This is a genomic window from Sodalis sp. dw_96, from assembly GCF_018449575.1.
Lineage (GTDB): Bacteria > Pseudomonadota > Gammaproteobacteria > Enterobacterales > Enterobacteriaceae > Acerihabitans.
On the sequence record NZ_JAAVUT010000003.1, the window covers coordinates 417,614 to 434,354 of the forward strand.

Annotated in this window: 15 protein-coding genes; 10 read left to right on the forward strand and 5 right to left on the reverse strand. The window is 55.8% G+C overall.

The genetic code is table 11. The features are described 5' to 3' along the window. The first annotated feature begins 15 nt into the window (after window positions 1-15). The 7 genes from infB to HB631_RS07425 all read left to right on the forward strand — a co-directional run bounded on the left by infB (window position 16) and on the right by HB631_RS07425 (window position 10,348). On the forward strand, window positions 16-2,730 hold the full coding sequence (infB, locus tag HB631_RS07390; RefSeq protein WP_213990493.1) for a translation initiation factor IF-2: 2,715 nt from the start codon (window positions 16-18) through the stop codon (window positions 2,728-2,730). A 317-nt stretch (window positions 2,731-3,047) separates the two neighbouring features. Next, a complete protein-coding gene (gene rbfA, locus HB631_RS07395; RefSeq protein WP_213990494.1) occupies window positions 3,048-3,452 on the forward strand; it encodes a 30S ribosome-binding factor RbfA in 405 nt (134 codons plus the stop codon). Then, complete coding sequence (truB, locus tag HB631_RS07400) at window positions 3,452-4,390, forward strand: tRNA pseudouridine(55) synthase TruB (protein WP_213990495.1); 939 nt, start codon at window positions 3,452-3,454, stop codon at window positions 4,388-4,390. Before rbfA ends, truB begins: the two co-directional genes overlap by 1 nt. Before the next feature lie 113 nt (window positions 4,391-4,503). After that, window positions 4,504-4,773 carry a 30S ribosomal protein S15 gene (rpsO, locus tag HB631_RS07405; protein ID WP_074012496.1) on the forward strand — a complete coding sequence of 90 codons (270 nt, stop codon included), beginning with the start codon at window positions 4,504-4,506 and terminating at the stop codon, window positions 4,771-4,773. A 330-nt stretch (window positions 4,774-5,103) separates the two neighbouring features. Further along, window positions 5,104-7,221, forward strand: a complete 2,118-nt coding sequence (pnp, locus tag HB631_RS07410) for a polyribonucleotide nucleotidyltransferase (protein WP_213990496.1) — start codon at window positions 5,104-5,106, stop codon at window positions 7,219-7,221. A gap of 150 nt (window positions 7,222-7,371) precedes the next feature. Continuing rightward, window positions 7,372-8,259, forward strand: a complete 888-nt coding sequence (gene nlpI, locus HB631_RS07415) for a lipoprotein NlpI (protein WP_132925805.1) — start codon at window positions 7,372-7,374, stop codon at window positions 8,257-8,259. A 175-nt stretch (window positions 8,260-8,434) separates the two neighbouring features. Beyond that, a complete protein-coding gene (locus HB631_RS07425; protein ID WP_213990497.1) occupies window positions 8,435-10,348 on the forward strand; it encodes a DEAD/DEAH family ATP-dependent RNA helicase in 1,914 nt (637 codons plus the stop codon). Between the two features lie 317 nt (window positions 10,349-10,665). On the opposite strand, the gene HB631_RS07430 is transcribed toward HB631_RS07425, so the two are convergent. From HB631_RS07430 to HB631_RS07440, 3 genes are all read right to left on the reverse strand, one after another. Then, window positions 10,666-11,673 (reverse strand): luciferase-like monooxygenase, encoded by a 1,008-nt coding sequence (locus HB631_RS07430; protein ID WP_213990498.1) that lies wholly within the window; start codon window positions 11,671-11,673, stop codon window positions 10,666-10,668. A 176-nt stretch (window positions 11,674-11,849) separates the two neighbouring features. Next, window positions 11,850-12,728 (reverse strand): U32 family peptidase, encoded by an 879-nt coding sequence (locus tag HB631_RS07435; RefSeq protein ID WP_213990499.1) that lies wholly within the window; start codon window positions 12,726-12,728, stop codon window positions 11,850-11,852. Between the two features lie 12 nt (window positions 12,729-12,740). Continuing rightward, a complete protein-coding gene (locus HB631_RS07440; protein ID WP_213990500.1) occupies window positions 12,741-13,736 on the reverse strand; it encodes a peptidase U32 family protein in 996 nt (331 codons plus the stop codon). A gap of 288 nt (window positions 13,737-14,024) precedes the next feature. Here HB631_RS07440 and HB631_RS07445 point away from each other — a divergent pair, with 288 nt between their 5' ends. Then, window positions 14,025-14,549 (forward strand): SCP2 sterol-binding domain-containing protein, encoded by a 525-nt coding sequence (locus HB631_RS07445; protein WP_213990501.1) that lies wholly within the window; start codon window positions 14,025-14,027, stop codon window positions 14,547-14,549. After that, a complete protein-coding gene (locus HB631_RS07450) occupies window positions 14,543-15,052 on the forward strand; it encodes an N-acetyltransferase (RefSeq protein ID WP_213990502.1) in 510 nt (169 codons plus the stop codon). Before HB631_RS07445 ends, HB631_RS07450 begins: the two co-directional genes overlap by 7 nt. 13 nt (window positions 15,053-15,065) lie before the next feature. Here the strand turns inward: HB631_RS07450 and HB631_RS07455 are convergent, their stop codons facing one another. Next, on the reverse strand, window positions 15,066-15,365 hold the full coding sequence (locus tag HB631_RS07455; protein WP_213990503.1) for a GIY-YIG nuclease family protein: 300 nt from the start codon (window positions 15,363-15,365) through the stop codon (window positions 15,066-15,068). A 247-nt stretch (window positions 15,366-15,612) separates the two neighbouring features. On the opposite strand from HB631_RS07455, the gene HB631_RS07460 reads away from it, so the two are divergent. After that, window positions 15,613-16,074, forward strand: a complete 462-nt coding sequence (locus tag HB631_RS07460; RefSeq protein ID WP_213990504.1) for a YhbP family protein — start codon at window positions 15,613-15,615, stop codon at window positions 16,072-16,074. Between the two features lie 40 nt (window positions 16,075-16,114). Here the strand turns inward: HB631_RS07460 and HB631_RS07465 are convergent, their stop codons facing one another. Next, the gene (locus tag HB631_RS07465; RefSeq protein ID WP_213990505.1) at window positions 16,115-16,636 is read right to left on the reverse strand and encodes a type 1 glutamine amidotransferase domain-containing protein; all 522 of its coding nucleotides are present in this window, start codon (window positions 16,634-16,636) and stop codon (window positions 16,115-16,117) included. Window positions 16,637-16,741 lie beyond the last annotated feature (105 nt).

The window sequence follows — 16,741 nt, forward strand, 5'->3', positions numbered from 1 at the left end:
CAGGAAAGGAACAGCATGACAGATGTAACCGTAAAATCGCTCGCCGCAGAAATTCAGACTCCGGTCGATCGCCTGGTACAGCAGTTTGCTGATGCTGGTATCGATAAGACCGCGGCGGATTCTGTGACCCAGCATGAGAAACAAACATTATTGGCGTACCTGAACCGTGAACGGGGCAGCGTGCCGAACAAATTAACTTTGCAGCGTAAAACACGCAGTACCTTGAATATTCCCAGTACCGGCGGTAAAAGTAAGTCTGTACAAATTGAAGTCCGCAAAAAACGTACCTATGTGCAACGCGATTCACAATCCGCTGAACAGGCGGAAGCGGAAGAGCTGGCAAAACGTGAAGCGGAAGAACTGGCCCTTCGTGAAGCCCAAGAGCGTGCTGCCAGTGAAGCCGCTGAGAAAGCCAAGCGTGAAGCCGAAGAAAAAGCAAAACGTGCGGCCGACGATAAAGCCAAACGTGAGGCCGCTGAGTCAGCGAAACGCGCGGCAGCGGAAAGTGAAAAATTGACCAACCAGCAGACCAATCATATGACCAAGTCACCACAGGCGGCTGAAAAAGCCCGCCGTGAAGCCGAGGCCGCTGAGCTTAGACGTAAAGCGGAAGAGGAAACGCGTCGCAAGGTTGAAGAAAGTGCCCGCCTCGCTATGGAAGAAGCCAAGCGGATGGCGGAAGAGAACGGCGGTACCTGGGTTGCCACGCCGGAACCGGTGGAAGAAGATGCCAGCGATTATCACGTCACCACTTCCCATCACGCCCGTGAAGCGGAAGATGAAAACGATCGCAAGGTGGAAGGCGAACGTCGTGCCCGTACCCGGGGCGGCAAGGCCACCAAACAGAAAAAAACCAGCCGTTTATCTGAATCCAAAGCCGATCGCGAAGAGGCTCGCGCCGTTACCCGCGGCGGCAAAGGCAAGCGCAAGCCGAGCACCTTGCAGCAAAGCTTCACCAAGCCTGCCCAGATAGTCAACCGTGATGTGGTGATCGGCGAAACCGTCACCGTGGCGGAGCTGGCCAATAAAATGGCGGTGAAGGGCTCACAGGTTATCAAGGCGATGATGAAACTCGGCGCCATGGCAACCATTAACCAGGTGATCGACCAGGAAACCGCGCAGCTGGTGGCCGAAGAGATGGGCCATAAGGTGATTCTGCGTCGTGAAAACGAACTGGAAGAGAGGGTGCTGAGCGACCGTGATATCGACGCGGTGGCTGAACCCCGTGCGCCAGTGGTGACCATCATGGGGCACGTCGACCATGGTAAAACCTCGCTGCTGGACTATATCCGCTCCACCAAGGTGGCGGCCGGTGAAGCCGGGGGCATTACCCAGCATATCGGTGCTTACCACGTTGAAACCGAAAACGGCATGATCACCTTCCTGGATACCCCGGGACATGCGGCGTTTACCGCCATGCGTGCCCGCGGCGCCCAGGCGACGGATATCGTGGTGCTGGTTGTGGCCGCCGATGACGGCGTGATGCCGCAGACCATCGAAGCCATCCAGCATGCCAAGGCCGCCAAGGTACCGGTGGTGGTGGCGGTGAACAAGATCGATAAACCGGAAGCCGATCCGGATCGCGTTAAGAACGAGTTGACGCAATACGGCGTGATTCCGGAAGAGTGGGGCGGTGAAAGCCAGTTCGTCAACGTCTCGGCGAAATCCGGGGCCGGTATCGATGAACTGCTGGACGCCATCCTGCTGCAGGCGGAAGTCCTCGAGCTTAAAGCCATTCGTGTCGGTATGGCCAGCGGCGCGGTGATTGAATCCTTCCTGGATAAAGGCCGTGGTCCGGTTGCCACCGTGCTGGTGCGTGAAGGTACCCTTAACAAGGGCGATATCGTCCTGTGCGGCTTTGAATACGGCCGGGTTCGCGCCATGCGTGACGAACTGGGACGTGAAGTCTCTTCCGCCGGCCCGTCGATTCCGGTGGAAATCCTCGGCTTGTCCGGTGTGCCGGCTGCCGGTGACGAAGCAACCGTGGTGCGTGATGAAAAGAAAGCCCGTGAAGTGGCTTTGTATCGCCAGGGTAAATACCGCGAAGTGAAACTGGCGCGTCAGCAGAAATCCAAGCTGGAGAATATGTTCGCCAACATGACCGAAGGCGAAGTCTCCGAATTGAATATCGTGCTGAAAGCCGATGTCCAGGGTTCTGCCGAAGCCATCGGCGATGCGCTTGAAGCGTTGTCCACCGCGGAAGTCAAGGTCAAGATCGTGGGTTCCGGCGTCGGGGGTATCACGGAAACCGATGCCACCCTGGCCGCGGCGTCCAATGCCATTATCCTGGGCTTTAACGTCCGCGCCGATGCGTCCGCCCGTAAGGTCATCGAATCGGAAAGCCTGGACCTGCGTTACTACTCGATTATTTATGAGCTGATTGACGAAGTCAAACAGGCCATGAGCGGGATGCTGGCACCGGAATATCGTCAGGAAATCATCGGTCTGGCTGAAGTGCGCGATGTGTTCCGTTCACCGAAATTCGGCGCCATCGCCGGCTGTATGGTCACGGAAGGCCTGGTCAAGCGTAACAATAAAATCCGCGTGCTGCGTGATAACGTCGTTATCTATGAAGGCGAGCTGGAATCCCTGCGCCGCTTTAAAGATGACGTTGCCGAAGTGCGCAACGGCATGGAATGCGGTATCGGCGTCAAGAACTATAACGACGTCCAGCCGGGCGATGTGATCGAAGTCTTCGAAACCATCGAGATTCAGCGTACCATCGATTGATAGTAACAGGGGGCATTACGCCCCCTAGCTTGTTGACAAGGTGCCCGGTCGGGACTGGACGCCAGATCGTAACGATACGGTAAACCTGCCGTGAATCCTTCCATGGAGGCTCGATTCGCGCGATTATGGTTCTCATCCGTGAGAGCCACCCTGCGGGCCGGCGCCTTGTGGCGTTATTCCAATGCGTTCCATACGCATTGGTCCATGGCGCGGACGGTTTACTCTTCTATCATCCTGTCCCACCTTATTAACTCCGAGCATATTTGTCAGCGGTAACAGGGGGCATTATGCCCTCTGTTTTGTCTGGAGAATGTAAAATGGCAAAAGAATACAGTCGCACCCAGCGCGTCTCGCAGGAGATGCAAAAAGAAATCGCCATCATCCTGCAGCGCGAAATCAAAGATCCCAGGGTGGGCATGGCGACGGTTTCCGCTGTGGAAGTCTCGCGCGATCTGGCCTATGCCAAGGTGTTTGTGACTTTCCTCAACGATAACGAGCCGCAGCAAATCAAAACGGGCATCAACGCATTACAGGACGCGTCCGGGTTTATCCGCAGCTTGCTGGGTAAAGCCATGCGTCTGCGGGTGGTGCCGGAACTGACCTTTGCCTATGACAATTCGCTGGTGGAAGGGATGAGAATGTCCAACCTGGTCAGCCAGGTGGTACAGCAGGATCGCGCCCGGCACAGCGAATCGGAACCGGACGAGGGCAAGGAGGACTGATGGGACGTCCCAGCCGTCGCGGCCGAGACATAAACGGCATCGTCCTGGTGGACAAGCCCATGGGGCTTTCCTCCAATGACCTGCTGCAAAAAGTGAAGCGCCTGTTCGTGGCCAACAAAGCCGGGCATACCGGCGCCCTGGATCCTCTGGCCACGGGGATGCTGCCCATCTGCCTGGGTGAAGCCACCAAGTTTTCCCAGCATCTGCTGGATGCGGACAAACGTTATCGGGTGGTGGCCCGGCTGGGACAGCGCACCGATACGTCGGATGCGGAAGGAGCAATTATCAGCGAGCGCCCCGTGGACCTGCACCAGGAACAGCTGGAGCAGGCCCTGCAACGCTTTCGCGGTCAATCCATGCAGGTTCCCTCCATGTATTCGGCGCTTAAACATCAGGGCCGGCCCCTGTATGAGTATGCGCGCCAGGGAATCGAGGTGGAGCGAGCTCCCCGGCCGATCACCCTGTATGAGCTGAAGCTGATACATTGGGATCTGCAGAGCGTTGAATTGGAAATCCACTGTTCGAAGGGCACCTATATCCGGACCATTATCGACGATCTCGGCGAAATGCTCGGTTGCGGCGCCCATGTTATCCAACTGCGCCGTCTGGCGGTGGCGGATTATCCCGGCGATCGGATGGTGACGCTGGAACAACTGCGCGCGCTGTCCGGCGAGGATCCCACCGCCGCCGATACCCTGGCCTCGCTGGATAAGCTGCTGCTGCCTATGGACAGCGCGCTGTCCGCCATGCCGGAAGTCAATCTCACCGCCGTACTGGCCGGTTATGTCAGGCTGGGACAAGCGGTGTCGGTTTCGTTTGGGGATATGCCGCAAAACGCCATGGTCCGATTGACCGAAGGGCCGGAGCGCGCTTTTTTCGGGGTGGGGGAAATCACCGAACCGGGCATGGTCGCCCCCCGTCGGCTGGTGTCTGAATGAGTCTGCGCCTTGCTTCCGACCGATGCTAAGAGTAGAATAGCGCGGCTTATGAACGGGGTTGCTGAATTAGAGATCGGCGCCTATGTATTTCACAATAATTTTGGAGTGTTATAATGTCTCTAAGTGTAGAAGCAAAAGCAAAAATCGTTACTGATTTCGGCCGTGATGCCAAAGATAGCGGTTCCACCGAGGTACAGGTTGCTCTTTTAACCGCTCAAATCAGCCATTTGCAAGGCCATTTTGCGGAACATAAGAAAGATCACCATAGCCGTCGTGGTCTGCTGCGCATGGTTTCACAGCGTCGTAAGCTGCTTGACTACCTGAAAGGTAAAGACGTCGCGCGATATACCAGCCTGATCGAGCGCCTGGGTCTGCGTCGTTAAGCCAGACAGAATTGGTAGAAAGGGGCCTTATGCGGCCCCTTTCTTCTAAGCGGCAGGCAAGCAGCAAGGAAGTTAGGCAGCGATAGCCACGCAATGTAATATGTTGTTGCTGAAGAATATTCTTCAATTGCTGAGATTCGCGCGGCTAATGAGAGGCTTTATCCAAGGGGATAAGGATTGTCATTAGTCGCGAGGATGCAATAGGAAGATGGGTAATACCCTGAATAATGCGAGTTGCAGCAAAGCCAACGCACCTGCAACCTGAAGTATGACGGGTATAGTTATCGGCGAGCGAGACAGAGAAAGCCCGCCCAGAAAAAGGATATCATTTTGCTAAATCCGATTGTACGCAAGTTTCAATATGGACAACATACTGTAACGCTGGAAACCGGAATGATGGCCCGCCAGGCCACTGCCGCCGTGATGGTCAGCATGGACGACACCGCTGTATTCGTTACCGTGGTAGCCGCTAAACATGCCAAACCGGGACAGGACTTCTTTCCGCTCACCGTTAACTACCAGGAACGCACCTACGCCGCGGGACGTTTTCCGGGCGGTTTCTTCCGTCGTGAAGGCCGTCCCAGTGAAGGCGAAACCCTGATTTCACGTTTGATCGACCGTCCTATTCGCCCGCTGTTTCCCGATGGTTTCCTGAATGAAGTTCAGGTTATCGCCACCGTTGTCTCCGTTAATCCGCAGGTCAGCCCGGATATCGTGGCCATGATCGGCGCTTCCGCCGCTCTGAGCCTGTCCGGCATCCCGTTTAACGGTCCTATCGGCGTCGCGCGGGTCGGTTATATCAACAAGCAATATGTTTTGAATCCCACAACCGCCGAATTGGTTGACAGTCAGTTGGACCTGGTGGTCGCCGGCACGGCTAACGCGGTGCTGATGGTGGAATCTGAAGCGCAGCTGTTGAGCGAAGACGAAATGCTGGGTGCGGTGGTATTCGGCCATGAGCAGCAGCAGGTGGTGATTGAAAATATCAAGGCCCTGGCGGCGGAAGCCGGCAAACCGAGATGGGATTGGCACGCGCCGGAAGTGAATGCCGCTTTGCAGGCACGGGTTGCCGAACTGGCCGAAGGCCGTATGGGCGATGCTTACCGCATTACCGAAAAACAGGCGCGCTACGCCCAGGTGGACACCATCAAGTCCGACGTTGTCGCGGCGCTGCTGTCCCAGGACGCTGCCCTTGACGGCGGCGAAATTCAGGAACTGCTGGCCAGCCTGGAAAGAACCGTTGTCCGCAGTCGGGTGTTGCGTGGCGAACCGCGTATCGACGGCCGTGAAAAAGACATGATCCGCGGTCTGGATATCCGTACCGGCGTATTGCCGCGCACCCATGGTTCGGCACTGTTTACCCGTGGCGAAACCCAGGCGCTGGTTACCGCCACCTTGGGTACCGAGCGTGACGCGCAGAATATTGACGAATTGACCGGCGAGCGTACCGACCGTTTTCTGCTACACTATAACTTCCCTCCGTACTGCGTGGGTGAAACCGGCATGGTCGGTTCGCCGAAACGCCGGGAAATCGGTCACGGCCGACTGGCGAAACGCGGCGTGTTGGCCGTGATGCCGAAAGCCAATGAATTTCCCTACACCGTGCGTGTGGTGTCGGAAATCACCGAATCCAACGGTTCTTCCTCCATGGCTTCCGTGTGCGGCGCTTCGCTGGCGCTGATGGATGCCGGCGTGCCGATCAAAGCGGCAGTGGCCGGGATCGCCATGGGACTGGTAAAGGAAGGGGATAACTTTGTTGTGTTGTCGGATATCCTGGGTGATGAAGATCATCTTGGCGACATGGATTTTAAAGTAGCCGGCAGCCGTGAAGGCGTCACCGCGTTGCAGATGGATATCAAGATTGAAGGCATCACCCGCGAAATCATGCAGGTGGCGCTCAATCAGGCCAAAGGCGCCCGGTTGCATATTCTGGGTGTGATGGAACAGGCTATCAGTTCGCCGCGTGGTGATATTTCTCAGTTCGCACCCCGTATCCATACCATCAAAATCAGTCCGGATAAGATTAAGGATGTGATTGGCAAGGGCGGTTCAGTGATTCGCGCCCTGACGGAAGAAACCGGGACTACCATCGAAATCGAGGATGACGGCACGGTTAAAGTCGCCGCCACCGACGGTGAGAAAGCGCGCCATGCCATCCGCCGCATCGAAGAGATTACCGCTGAAATTGAAGTGGGCCGGGTCTATAATGGTAAAGTCACTCGTATTGTCGATTTCGGCGCCTTTGTGGCAATCGGCGGCGGCAAAGAAGGCTTGGTGCATATTTCCCAAATTGCCGACAAGCGTGTGGAAAAAGTGGCCGACTATTTGCAAATGGGACAAGAAGTGCCGGTCAAGGTATTGGAAGTCGATCGTCAGGGGCGCGTGCGTTTGAGCATTAAAGAAGCCACCACGCCTGGTCAGGATGCGGCAGTACCTGAAGTAGAATAAATCGGCACGATAAAAGAGTATAATAAGTGTTAGCGCAATTTTCAGCTCCTTACGTTGTAGGGAGCTGATCGTATCACAAGGGCGGGACGCCTTGTGTTAAGCCGATGGGGGACAGGACGTTCATCCAATGTTTTTCTTCGGGAGTGGGAAATGAGGCCTTACTTGCGCTGGTGGTTCGTTGCGATGGCGTTTATGCTGGCAGGATGCAGCAACATTGATTGGCGTAGTAAAGATGACGTTTTAGCTGTTCCCTTACAGCCGACGTTACAACAGGAAGTCATCCTGGCGCGCATGGAACAGATTCTCGCTAGCCGGGCACTAACCGATGATGAACGAGCACAGCTATTATATGAGCGCGGAGTGCTGTATGATAGTCTAGGGTTGCGTGCGTTAGCGCGGAATGATTTTTCACAAGCGCTGGCAATACGACCCGATATGCCGGAAGTTTTTAATTATCTCGGCATATATTTAACGCAGGCAGGCAATTTTGACGCTGCCTATGAAGCGTTTGATTCTGTACTAGAGCTTGATCCAACTTACAATTACGCGTATTTAAACCGTGGCATCGCCTTGTATTATGGAGGCCGCTATCGTTTAGCGCAGGATGATCTGCAGGCGTTTTATCGCGACGACCCAAATGATCCATTCCGTTCGCTGTGGCTTTACCTGGTGGAGAAACAAATCGACACCAACAAAGCCAAAGACGCGCTGGCACAGCGCTATCAGAAAGCGAACAGGGGGCAGTGGGGATGGAATATTGTCGAGTTCTACCTGGGGGACATCAGTGAAACAACGCTGATGGAGCGCCTTAAGGCGGACGCAACGGATAACACTTCGCTCGCCGAGCATCTCAGTGAAACTGACTTCTATTTAGGTAAACACTACCTGAGTCTGGGGGACAAGAACTCCGCTTCGGCGCTGTTCAAACTGACGGTCGCTAACAACGTACATAACTTTGTTGAGCACCGCTATGCATTGTTGGAATTGGCGCTCTTAGGCCAAGGGCAAGACGACCTATCAGAATCGGACCAGCAATAGCTGACGAACTAAACAACTCAGCCCATTACCTTTTTTTTATCACCTGCGAGGGTGAGGGCTTGTTTGTCCGTTTTTAATCCAATTTGAGCCGGTTCACACTTTTGATGAAAATGACTGAAAGTTTTCACGACGAGGTATGTAGACTGGCCGCCATGATGAAATGAGGCACGTGTACATGTCTGAAGTTGAAACCACTTTTGCTGATTTGGGACTCTCCACTCCCATCCTCAACGCTCTTATCGATCTGGGCTACGAAAAACCATCGCCAATCCAGTTAGAGTGTATCCCGCAGTTGCTGGCGGGCCGTGATGTTCTGGGTATGGCGCAAACCGGGAGCGGGAAGACCGCTGCGTTTGCCTTGCCCTTATTACATAATATTGATGCGGGACTGGCCGCGCCGCAGGTGCTGGTTCTGGCGCCAACCCGTGAGTTGGCCGTACAGGTCGCGGAAGCGATTTCCGATTTTGCCAAGCATATGAAAGGCATTAACGTGGTGGCGCTTTACGGCGGCCAGCGTTATGACGTTCAATTGCGCGCCCTGCGCCAAGGGCCGCAGGTTGTAGTGGGTACGCCGGGTCGTCTGCTCGACCATTTGAAACGCGGTACCCTCGATTTATCCAAACTCAGCGGTTTGGTGCTGGATGAAGCCGACGAAATGCTGCGTATGGGCTTTATCGAAGACGTGGAAACCATTATGGCGCAAATCCCCGCCAAGCATCAGACGGCGCTGTTCTCCGCCACGATGCCTGAGGCGATTCGCCGGATTACCCGTCGTTTCATGAACGATCCGCAGGAAGTCAGAATTCAGTCCAGCGTGACCACCCGTCCCGATATCAGCCAGAGTTACTGGACGGTGCACGGCATGCGCAAGAATGAAGCGCTGGTGCGCTTCCTGGAAGCGGAAGATTTCGACGCCGCCATCATCTTCGTGCGCACTAAAAATGCCACGCTGGAAGTGGCAGAAGCGCTTGAGCACAGCGGCTACAACAGCGCCGCCCTTAACGGCGATATGAACCAGGCGCTGCGGGAACAAACCCTGGATCGTCTGAAGGACGGTCGTCTGGATATTCTGATTGCCACCGATGTGGCGGCACGCGGACTGGATGTGGATCGTATCAGCCTGGTGGTGAACTATGACATCCCGATGGATTCCGAGTCCTATGTCCACCGTATCGGCCGTACCGGCCGTGCGGGCCGCGCCGGACGCGCGCTGCTGTTCGTTGAGAACCGCGAACGCCGTTTGCTGAAGAATATCGAACGTATCATGAAGCTGGCTATTCCAGAAGTGGATATTCCTACCGGCGAAGTGCTCAGCCAGCGTCGTCTGGAAAAATTTGCCGCCAAGGTTCAGATACAGCTGGAAAGCAGCGATTTGGATATGTATCGCGGGCTGTTGGCGAAGATCCAACCGCTGGAAGAACTGGATATGGAAACCCTGGCCGCAGCGCTGCTGAAAATGGCTCAGGGCGAACGTCCGCTGATCCTGCCGCCGGATCCGGTTATTGACCGTCGTCCGCGCCGTGAATTCCGCGAACGGGATGAACGTCGTCCTGAAAGCGCCGGTGCCGGTGGTGAACGTCCGGCGCGCCGTGAACGTCGCGACGTGGGTGAAATGGATTTGTACCGCATTGAAGTGGGCCGTGACGATGGTGTGGAAGTTCGCCATATCGTGGGCGCCATTGCCAACGAAGGTGATATCAGCAGCCGGTATATCGGCAACATCAAGCTGTTTGCCTCTCACTCCACCATCGAGCTGCCGAAGGGGATGCCAGGGGATATGCTGTCGCACTTCACCCGTACTCGCATCCTTAACAAGCCGATGAATATGCAGTTCGTAGGGGAAGCGCAGGCTCAACCGCGCGGTGAACGCCGTGGCGGCGCACCTCGCGGCAGCTTTGGCGGCGGTGAACGTCGCGAAGGCGGCAGCGCCCCGGCCGGCGCTCCGGCCCGTCGTAACTTCAGCGATCGTCGTGAAGGCGGAGCCGGCACCGAGCGTCGTTTCAGCCGCGACGGCCAACGCGCCCCGCGTCGTGATGGCGACAGCGCAGCCGCACCGGCAAGTCGCCGCCGTGTGGGCGGTGATGCATAAGATAGGATGACAAACCGCCTCACGGCGGTTTCAATCGGTCCTGTGATTGGGTAGTCTTTTTTGTCAACCCTGCGCTCGTGCTTTAGAGTGCTATGGGGCACTCCCTTTAACAGGTTCGTTGCACGTTCGATGATCGCGGGCCTACCGCGCTGTGGGGCGCTCCGGCGGGCGGAAAAACCACGCCCGCTTCGACCCCATCAGCACGGTCTCCCTCTAACAGGTTCGTTGCACGTTCAATGATCGTGGGCCTATAGCGCATGAAAAAACCGCCTCACGGCGGTTTTTTTTTGCTTAAAATCGGCCCCGGCCGGCGATGGCTATAACGTCAGCTCCGCCCGTACGCTCATAGCGATGTCAAACGAGTGCAGCCGGGCCTGGTGATCAAAAATCTGGCCGTTAATCATCAGCTCATCGGCCTCGGTTTCGGTCAGTATCGCCTGCAGTCCGGCGCGGACTTTATCCCGGTCGCCCACCACCGACATGCGCAGCGCCTGTTCGACGCCATACTGTTCACCCTCCGACCACAATGCTTCGATATCTTCCACCGGCGCCGGCAACGGACCCGGGCGGCCGCGCCTCAGATTGATAAACTGTTGCTGCATCGAGGTGAACATATAACGGGCATTACGCTCGCTGTCGGCGGCAATCACATTGATACAGACCATTGCATAAGGTTTATCCAGAGTGGCGGAGGGCGTGAACTGCGTACGGTACATTTTCAACGCCTGCCACAGCAAATCCGGTGCGAAGTGGGAGGCAAAAGCGAACGGCAAACCCAGGGCGGCGGCCAATTGTGCGCTGTACAGACTGGAACCCAGCAGCCATATCGGCACATGCAAACCCTGTCCCGGTACCGCCTGAACCGGCGCTCCGGGCCGCACGTCGTCGAAATACATCAACAGTTCCTGTACGTCGCGGGGAAAATTGTCGGTGTCGCCGGAAAGATGGCGGCGCAGCGCCACCATGGTGCGCTGATCGGTGCCGGGGGCCCGGCCCAGGCCCAGGTCAATCCGGCCCGGATAGAGCGTCGCCAATGTACCGAACTGTTCGGCAATCACCAGCGGGGAATGGTTTGGCAGCATGACCCCGCCGGAACCCAGGCGCAGGGTCTTGGTACCGCCGGCGATATAGCCTATCAGGACCGAGGTGGCGGCGCTGGCGATACCGGTCATATTGTGGTGCTCCGCCAGCCAATAGCGATTATAACCCCAGGTTTCGGCATGACGGGCCAGGTCCAGTGACGATTCAAATGCCTGACGAGGCGCCGCGCCCTGCGGCACCGGAGAGAGATCGAGAATAGAAAACGGAACGGGTTGGTTTGCCATAATGTTACTCGCAGTCAATGACGCCGATAACTTTGCCGGCTAATGATAACTATGAGTATCAGCCAAAACAGGATTTTTCGATACTGCATTAAACCCTAGGGTTATTCCCTCCGGCGCGGGCGAGGGGATTTATGCCGGCGGCTCTTCCCCTGCTCCTTGCGGATAATGAAGGCCTCTCACTCCACCAGAGTCAGTCCGGCCACCCGGCGCCAGTAGCCGTTGCAATCGGCATTTTGACTCAGGGACAATGGTCGTTGTCCCTGCTCATTGGCACGGAAATGTTTCAGCATAACCAGGGTTTCCATGCTCTGGGGGGAAAGACGCACCACGTCCACCAAACCTTGCATGGAGGGCAGTTCATTAATCAGGTTATAACAATAACCGCTTTGGGTTTGTATGCCGTTAAGCACGAATACCTGCTGCTGTTCCTGTGACAGCACCTGCCTGCCTTGGGGATATTGAATACAGCAGGTTTGGCACTCATCTTTCGACCGGTTTTCCGAGCGGGCGGTGAAACAGCGGGCTGAATAGGCCAGAGGTAAATGACCGTAGCTAAACAGTTCTACCTCGAACTGCCGGCGAAATCCCAGCTCTTCACACTGCAGGAGAATATTTTGCAGCCAGTCCCGCGACAGCTCCACCGGCATACACCAGCGCACCATGCCTTGCCGATGCAGGATGCGTAACGTATAGGCGTTGTAGCAGTTCAGGGCCGGTCCCGCGACAAAAGGCAAGCCGTTTTCCGCCGCCATCTGGACCACGCCGATATCGTTCGCTTCCAGCAAAAAATCCCCGTTGTCGAGATAGCGTTTGATTTCCGTCAGTTCGGACGGGGCCTGAATCAGCGCCAGGGTGGAGAGAACCACCTGCTTGCCCGATCGCGCCACGGCGGCGGCCAGTTCCAGCCAATCGCCGGTTTTTAGGGCCCGGCGTTTGCTGCAAACGGTTTCTCCCAAATAAATCACGTCGGCGTCGCCGGTGCTGGCGGCGGAATAGAACGTCTCGATATCGGCTTTGGTCCAGTAGTAGAGTACCGGCCCCAGTGCATATTTCATGTCGGTCTCCTGTTACTGCCAACGGCGATGATAGGCGCCCAGGGTGGTTTGGGTGCCTTCGGATACCGCGCCCAGCGCCTGGTTCCAGGCGGCCTGCGGTTCGAAATGCTCGGGATCCGCCCGGCAGCTGTCGATGGCCTGGCGCCATACCTTGGTCACCTGGCTGACATAGGCCGGGCTACGCTGCCGTCCTTCTATTTTCACCGAGGCGATGTTGGCGGCCATAAGCTCCGGCAGCAATGCCAGCGTATTCAGGCTGGTGGGTTCTTCCAGGGTATGGTATCGCTGGCCGTCGACAAAATAGCGGCCTTTGCACAAAGTGGGGTAGCCGGCGTTTTCCTCCGGCAGATAGCGGTCGATCAAGACATCGTTGAGCCTCGATTCCATACCCGCCTCGGTTTGCTGCCAGCGGACAAAACGCGCCGGTGAGCAGGCGCCCACCGTATTCGGCGATTCGCCGGTCAGGTATGAGGAGAGGTAACAACGACCCTCTGCCATGATGCAAAGGCTGCCGAAGGCGAAGACTTCCAGCGGTACGGTGCTGGTGAGCGCTAATTGTTTCACCTGATGCATGGACAGTACGCGGGGTAGTACTACCCTTGATACGGCGAAATGCTGCTGATAAAAACGGATGGCGGCTTCGTTGGTCGCCGACGCCTGTACCGAAACATGGCGCTCCACCTGCGGGTAACGTTCCGCCGCGTACTCCAGCATGGCGGGATCGGACAGGATCAGGACATCCGCGCCGCCTTGGGCCGCCGTATCCACCGCGCGCTGCCAGCGAGCATAGCCGTCAGGGTGGGCGAAGGTATTAATGGCCACATGCAGTTTTCGCTGGTGGCGATGTACATACTCCTGCGCTTCCTCTAGCCGTTTTTCGGTGAAGTTCAGGCCGGCGAAATGGCGGGCGTTGGTATCGTCTTTCAGGCCGATATAAACCGCATCGGCGCCGTTATCCACCGCCGCTTTGAGTGCCGGCAGGTTGCCGGCGGGACAGAGCAACTCCATATGGCTCCCGATTGCTGGATAAACCTCGCCCACAAAGGGGAAGGCATTAAAAGTTCATTGGCCAACAGCTTGTTTTATCGGCAAATGATCATTTGTCGTTGGGCTAATTCTAAATAAGGATAGGCGCCGGTATTTTGATTTGAGGCAGCTTATGGCGTAATGGCGGCATGAAAGCCACAATTGCCAAAGGGAAATAGGCGATCTTTGTTGGAAGATAATTGATATAGACCCCGATTGGTTTTATTCACTGTGGCAAAATAGCCGCAAGTTCTTAGAGGAGTAGAGACAGTGTTGGATAAACTACGAGCGCAAATAGTGCGCCGGGGGCCGTCGCTATTGCGCTTGCCAATCAAATTCACCCCCTTTGCATTGCAACGCCAAGTGCTTGAGCAGGTATTGCGCTGGCAGTTTCGCGAGGCGCTGGCGGAAGGCGAGTTGGCGTTTTTATCCGGCCGTTGGCTGAAAATCGAGGTCAGCGACATGGCGCTGCAGTGGTATATGACCATGGAAAACGGTCAATTGAAAGTAAGCCGGCAGGCGCAGGAGGAGGTGAGTTTTAGCGGTAATGCCAACGATCTCATTCTGATTGCCGCCCGCAAGGAAGATCCCGATACCCTGTTTTTCCAGCGGCGCCTGCGCATTGAAGGGGATACCGAGTTGGGTTTGTACGTCAAAAATTTGATGGATGCCGTTGATCTGACCACTATGCCTCGCCTGCTGCGCATCGCTTTGGCACAAATGGCCGAGTTCATTGAAGCCGGGTTAAAAGAGGGCGCGGACGTCGACGGCATCCGCGTATCCCCCTCTTGCTAATCAGGGCGGAAATACCGGTTGACGCGCCGGGTATTGATACTCTGCTGCGCCGCGCCTTCCAGCGTGATGCCGAGGCGATATTGGTACAACGGCTGCGTGAGGACGGGCTGCTGACCCTGGGCATTGTCGCCACCGACAGCGAGGGTGGTGTGGTAGGTTATGCCGCCTTCAGTCCGGTATGGATTGAAGGGGAAGATTGCCAATGGGTGGGGCTGGCGCCGTTGGCGGTGGACGATGAATTTCGTCGCCAGGGCATCGCGCGGCAATTGGTGTATGAAGCGCTGGATATGCTGAACGAGTTCGGCTATCGCGGCGTGGTGGTCCGGGGAGATCTTGCCTATTACGCTGCGTTGGGTTTTGTTCCCGCCGCCCAAGGGCAATTACACTGCCATCAGTTCGGCACCGATGCCGCATTGCTCATTTTCACCCTGGCTGAAGATGCGTTGACTGACCTATGCGGCCTGGTGGAATATGCCGAACCCTTTAATTTGTTAATGGATTGAACCTGCCGCTTATTTATGCACGCCGGGAAAACACCTTGGACCACATGCCCTCCAGGGTGGATGCCTGTCCCGCCACCAGTTGCTCTTTTTGCCTGTGAGTCAACTGCTTAATCCGGTATTCCCACTGCAAAGCATTGCTTCTGTCCCCTGCGGGGCAATGGAATACCAGCGTCAGCGGCCCTTTGCCCCGCAGCGCCTTGGCCCCGACGCCACGTTCATGCTGCCCAAGCCGCCGCGCCAGGTCGGTGGTAATGCCGGTATAAAGAATACCGTCGCCGGTACGTATTAGATAAAGATACCAGGAAGCGCTCATGGCGTATCGGTTGTCTCCGGGTGAATCAGGGTCACAGGGCGGTTTTACCTGAAATAATTCGCCTGAATAGTTCGAGCTGCGGCAAGGCCAACGACCTCAACGTAAAGTATGACGGATATAGTAGCCTATTTCCCGGCCGGGGGAGAAGCTGATGAAAAGCGATGAAATTTCCAGCAGAAAAGAGGTGGACAATCTGTGACGCATCGCTATATTCTGGTAAAAACCTTATAAAGAGTAAGTAATTTCCGTGAAGACAGAATCAGATCTTAAATCCATTGTTAACTATTTGAAAAAACAGCATGTGTTATCAGTATGCGTCGGCGATGCCGAATCCCTCTGGTGCGCCAACTGTTTTTATGCGCTTAACGAAGCCGAGATGACGCTTTATATGTTGACGGATCATGGCACTCGCCATGGAACGTTACTGGCGCAATACCATCGTGTGGCGGGCACCATCAGCGATCAGACCATCACCGTCAGCCTTATCAAAGGCGCTCAGTACAGTGGAGAGATGACGGTGCTCAGCGGCACGCAGGCGGATACAGCGCGTAAGCTTTATACCTCGCGTTTTCCGCTGGCGAAAATCGCCACCACGCCCATCTGGCAGCTAAGACTGGATGAGATCAAGCTCACCAATAACAAGCTGGGTTTCGGTACCAAGCTGAGCTGGACCCGGGATGCGGATAATAAATCGGATCTTAACATTTAACAGTACAGGCCTGATGATAATCAGGCCTGTGGTGGGATAGTTACTTCTTATTCAGTATACGTAGCGATTCGCGATTGAATGCGGGTAAATCATCCGGGGTGCGGCTGGTGACCAGAGTGTCGTTATCCACCACCACTTCTTTGTCAAAAAAATCGGCCCCGGCATTTTTCAGATCCACCACGATAGGTTTAACGGCGGTCATTTTTTTGCCGCGGACCGCGTCGGCGCTGATCAGCAACTGCGGGCCATGGCAGATGGCAAAGATAGGCTTGCCGCTGGCGGCGAAGGCACGGGTAAAATCAACAAACCGATCGTCACCCCGCAGCGAATCCGGCGAATGGCCGCCTGGCAGCAACAAGGCGTCAAAATCCGCCGCTTCCACATCATCTATGGATTTATCGATGGTGACTTTGGCCTCTCCTCGTTTGCCGGTCACGGTATTACCCGCTTTTTTCTCGATAGTAATAACCTGGTGACCGGCATTTTGATAGGCTTGGGCCGGGGAGGTGAATTCAGCATCTTCAAAATCATCGGTAATTAAGACAGCAATTTTCTTGCTCATAATGACCTCCTTTTAATAATCATTGAGCTTAGCTAGGCCTAGAGTAAGCCTAGTGCTGAATCAAACAGCTAGCAAGTGGGCGGTTAACCCAATAAAAAAGATGGA

Excerpts from the sequence above, each read along its gene's own strand:
- HB631_RS07465 (WP_213990505.1), bottom strand. The coding sequence starts at position 16,636 with ATGAGCAAGAAAATTGCTGTCTTAATTACCGATGATTTTGAAGATGCT.
- infB (WP_213990493.1), top strand. The coding sequence starts at position 16 with ATGACAGATGTAACCGTAAAATCGCTCGCCGCAGAAATTCAGACTCCG.
- rpsO (WP_074012496.1), top strand. The coding sequence starts at position 4,504 with ATGTCTCTAAGTGTAGAAGCAAAAGCAAAAATCGTTACTGATTTCGGC.
- nlpI (WP_132925805.1), top strand. The coding sequence starts at position 7,372 with ATGAGGCCTTACTTGCGCTGGTGGTTCGTTGCGATGGCGTTTATGCTG.
- HB631_RS07425 (WP_213990497.1), top strand. The coding sequence starts at position 8,435 with ATGTCTGAAGTTGAAACCACTTTTGCTGATTTGGGACTCTCCACTCCC.
- HB631_RS07435 (WP_213990499.1), bottom strand. The coding sequence starts at position 12,728 with ATGAAATATGCACTGGGGCCGGTACTCTACTACTGGACCAAAGCCGAT.
- HB631_RS07430 (WP_213990498.1), bottom strand. The coding sequence starts at position 11,673 with ATGGCAAACCAACCCGTTCCGTTTTCTATTCTCGATCTCTCTCCGGTG.
- HB631_RS07455 (WP_213990503.1), bottom strand. The coding sequence starts at position 15,365 with ATGAGCGCTTCCTGGTATCTTTATCTAATACGTACCGGCGACGGTATT.
- rbfA (WP_213990494.1), top strand. The coding sequence starts at position 3,048 with ATGGCAAAAGAATACAGTCGCACCCAGCGCGTCTCGCAGGAGATGCAA.
- HB631_RS07440 (WP_213990500.1), bottom strand. The coding sequence starts at position 13,736 with ATGGAGTTGCTCTGTCCCGCCGGCAACCTGCCGGCACTCAAAGCGGCG.
- truB (WP_213990495.1), top strand. The coding sequence starts at position 3,452 with ATGGGACGTCCCAGCCGTCGCGGCCGAGACATAAACGGCATCGTCCTG.